Below are 3283 nucleotides of genomic sequence, written 5' to 3' on the forward strand. Positions count from 1 at the left end.
CAATAAGAATACACTTTATGATTGGTTTAAAGTATTAATAATCAAAATAAATAAAATTTATAGCACAGGAATTAATATAATATTGACAGTAGCAAGGTCTCATTCAATATATATAATGGGGTTTCTCCTCTGAAAAACCCCAATAACGGTCAATCTCCCATCAACTCCCTGACCAACTCCACACACCGCAAAAACCGCGAGTCATAGTCCGCTTCCTCAACGTGCACAAACGCAATATTGTTCTTCTCAAGCAGCGATACCAACAGCGTCTGAAACTCTTTGCGGTCTACCGAACTCCCCAGACTGCGCAGCCCATCAGCCACCCACGGCGTGTTGTTCTCCAGCAGAATAACCAGATCAAAGCGATACTCATCAATCAGCGCCTGTACAAATGGATGTTCACGTCCTTCATACTTTTTACAGAAGGCCTGAGTGCTGACAAAGTCAGTATCAATAAACGCCACCTTGTTAGCGTACTTCACCGCAAAGTCGATATACTGCGCATGGCCGAGCGCGATTTTGTCGTAGTCGGAATATTGCAGCGCCATCTCATCGCCGCCGAGATGAGAAAAAACGTAGTCACGGCCATATTCCCACGCACTGGTGGTGTTGAAGATATTCGCCAGCTTGTTGACCAGCGTCGATTTGCCGCTGGACTCACCGCCGAGAATCGCCACCGTACGCACGAAGAACGGCTTCACTTCCGTAGGGATGTAATCCCAGTAGCGGAACGGGTTCTCACGGATCTGTGCGCCGCTGATATTCATAAACGTCCGTTTCGGGTCCACCAGCACCGTTTCAATCCCCAGATGTTCGAGGTATTGCGGCGCATCGGACTCCTCAGAAGTGTAGATCCAGTTAGGCTGAATCCCCTTCTCCTCCATAAAGGTTTTCATCCCCGCGCTCCATACGTCCCAGCCGTGGGGATATGGCTCCATGCCTTCTTCGTTAAAAGCATGAATGCGAATGTTCTTCTGGTATTTAAAGGTCTGGAGCAGCCAACGCAGACGATCAGGCACCGTAGGTTGTTGCGACATCGCGCTATCTTCAAACAGCGCGCGATCGCGCGTGTCGTCGTAGCCCATAATGATGTGCAGTTCATCCACCTGGCTACAGGCGCGCTGAATCAAATAAATATGTCCCGTATGCAGAGGATAGAATTTACCGAAGACCACGCCGATATTTTTTTGCTGACGAGGAAACTCAAGGCCAAGAAAACGATGTAGCGCCTCCAGCTTTTGCGCGCTGGGGCTTTTAATTTTGGCATTGAGGAGCTGGCTTAAATAGCCCTTGGTCATGCCGCTTGCGTCTGCAACCTGCTGCAACGTGCAGCCTTTTTGACGAATTGCGGTTTTGAGATAGTCGAACGACGACACAAGAGCCTCCTGCTGAATTGGGGTAAACCATCTACCCATTATACAAAAAACCCGGATGTACTCACGGTACTATCCGGGGAAAGAGAGCGGCGTCGCAGTACGACGCCAGAGTCAGACATTATAAATCGTCAAAGACGTTCAGCGCATCGGAGAGTTTTTTCACACCAAATACCTTCATCCCCTCCGGGACTTTTTTCGGCACATTGGCGGCCGGGACAATCGCCCGGCGGAAACCATGCTTCGCTGCTTCTGAAATACGCTCCTGCCCGCTTGGTACGGGACGAATTTCACCGGCCAGCCCGACTTCGCCAAACACCACCAGATCCTGCGGCAGCGGTCGATCGCGCAGGCTCGAGACCATCGCCAGCAGCAGCGCAAGATCGGCGCTGGTTTCAGTCACCTTCACGCCGCCCACCACGTTAACAAACACGTCCTGGTCGGCCATCTGTAGGCCTCCGTGGCGGTGCAGAACGGCGAGCAGAATCGCCAGACGGTTTTGCTCCAGACCAACGGCGACGCGTCGCGGGTTGCCCATCATCGAATGATCGACCAGCGCCTGAATCTCGACCAGCAGCGGGCGAGTACCTTCCCACACCACCATCACCGAGCTGCCGGAAGTGACCTCATCACCGCGGCTGAGGAAGATGGCGGACGGGTTACTCACCTCGCGCAGCCCCTGTTCGGTCATGGCGAACACGCCCAGTTCATTCACCGCGCCAAAGCGGTTTTTATGGCTGCGCAGCGTACGGAAACGCGAGTCGGCATCACCGTCAAGCAGCACTGAACAGTCGATGCAGTGTTCCAGCACCTTCGGGCCCGCCAGCGAGCCGTCTTTGGTGACGTGTCCCACCATGACGATGGCGACACCGCGCGTTTTAGCAAAGCGCGTCAGATAGGCGGCGGTTTCACGCACCTGTGCGACGCTGCCCGGCGATGACTGAATATCCGCCATGTGCATCACCTGGATGGAGTCGATCACCATCAGCTTCGGCTGCTCTTCTTCCGCAATCTGGCAAATCTGCTCGATACTGGTTTCCGAGAGCATATTCAGGTTCGCCGTCGGCAGACCGAGACGGTGCGCGCGCATGGCCACCTGCTGTAGCGACTCCTCGCCGGTGACGTACAGCGTTTTCATCTGTTCGGCCAGCTTGCACAGGGTTTGCAGCAGCAGGGTCGATTTCCCCGCCCCCGGGTTACCACCAATCAGAATGGCGCTGCCGGGTACCACACCGCCACCCAGCACGCGGTCAAACTCTTTAAAGCCGGTCGAGAAGCGCGGTAGCTCTTCCAGGCTGATTTCCGACAGCTTCTGCACCTTGGCCACGCCAGCATTACCGGCATAGCCGCTCAGGCGCTCATTACGCGCGACCGTGGGAGAAGCCGCTACGCGCACCTCGGTGATGGTATTCCACGCATGACAGGCGCTGCATTGCCCCTGCCAGCGCGGGTAGTCCGCACCGCACTCATTACAAACAAATGCGCGTTTAGGAGCTTTCGCCACGTTAACCTCTTTATTTCTGATTCATGCTGCCGGAGAGGATGCAGAACACCCCCATCAAATCGGCATGACGGATAGTCACTTCCGTCTGTTCATTCACTTTGGGTTTGGCATGATACGCAATCCCCAGACCGGCTTTTTTGATCATCGGCAGGTCATTGGCACCGTCGCCGATAGCCACGGTCTGCGCATGCGGAATTTCATATTTTTCAGCCAGCTGCAGCAGCGTTTTCGCTTTATACTGCGCGTCGACGATATCGCCAACCACTTCGCCGGTCAGTTTGCCATCGCGAATGCCCAGCTCGTTAGCCACCGCGGCGGTGAGGCGCAGCTTGTCGCGCAGATACTCGGCAAAGAAGGTGAAGCCGCCGGAGGCGATCGCCACCTTCCAGCCCAGCGTTTCCAGCTT

General features: G+C 54.7%; 3 protein-coding genes. All 3 read right to left on the reverse strand.

Annotation, left to right across the window (positions count from 1 at the left end; translation table 11 throughout):
* Positions 1-149 precede the first annotated feature (149 nt).
* Positions 150-1376 (reverse strand): multifunctional transcriptional regulator/nicotinamide-nucleotide adenylyltransferase/ribosylnicotinamide kinase NadR, encoded by a 1227-nt coding sequence (gene nadR, locus ACW14G_RS22690; RefSeq protein WP_163449610.1) that lies wholly within the window; start codon positions 1374-1376, stop codon positions 150-152.
* A 118-nt stretch (positions 1377-1494) separates the two neighbouring features.
* Positions 1495-2877, reverse strand: coding sequence for a DNA repair protein RadA (gene radA, locus ACW14G_RS22695; protein ID WP_163449611.1), 1383 nt, complete (start codon positions 2875-2877; stop codon positions 1495-1497).
* A 10-nt stretch (positions 2878-2887) separates the two neighbouring features.
* On the reverse strand, positions 2888-3283 hold a 396-nt coding region (serB, locus tag ACW14G_RS22700), incomplete at its 5' end, for a phosphoserine phosphatase SerB (protein ID WP_455648842.1).

Source organism: Kluyvera sp., from assembly GCF_965301105.1.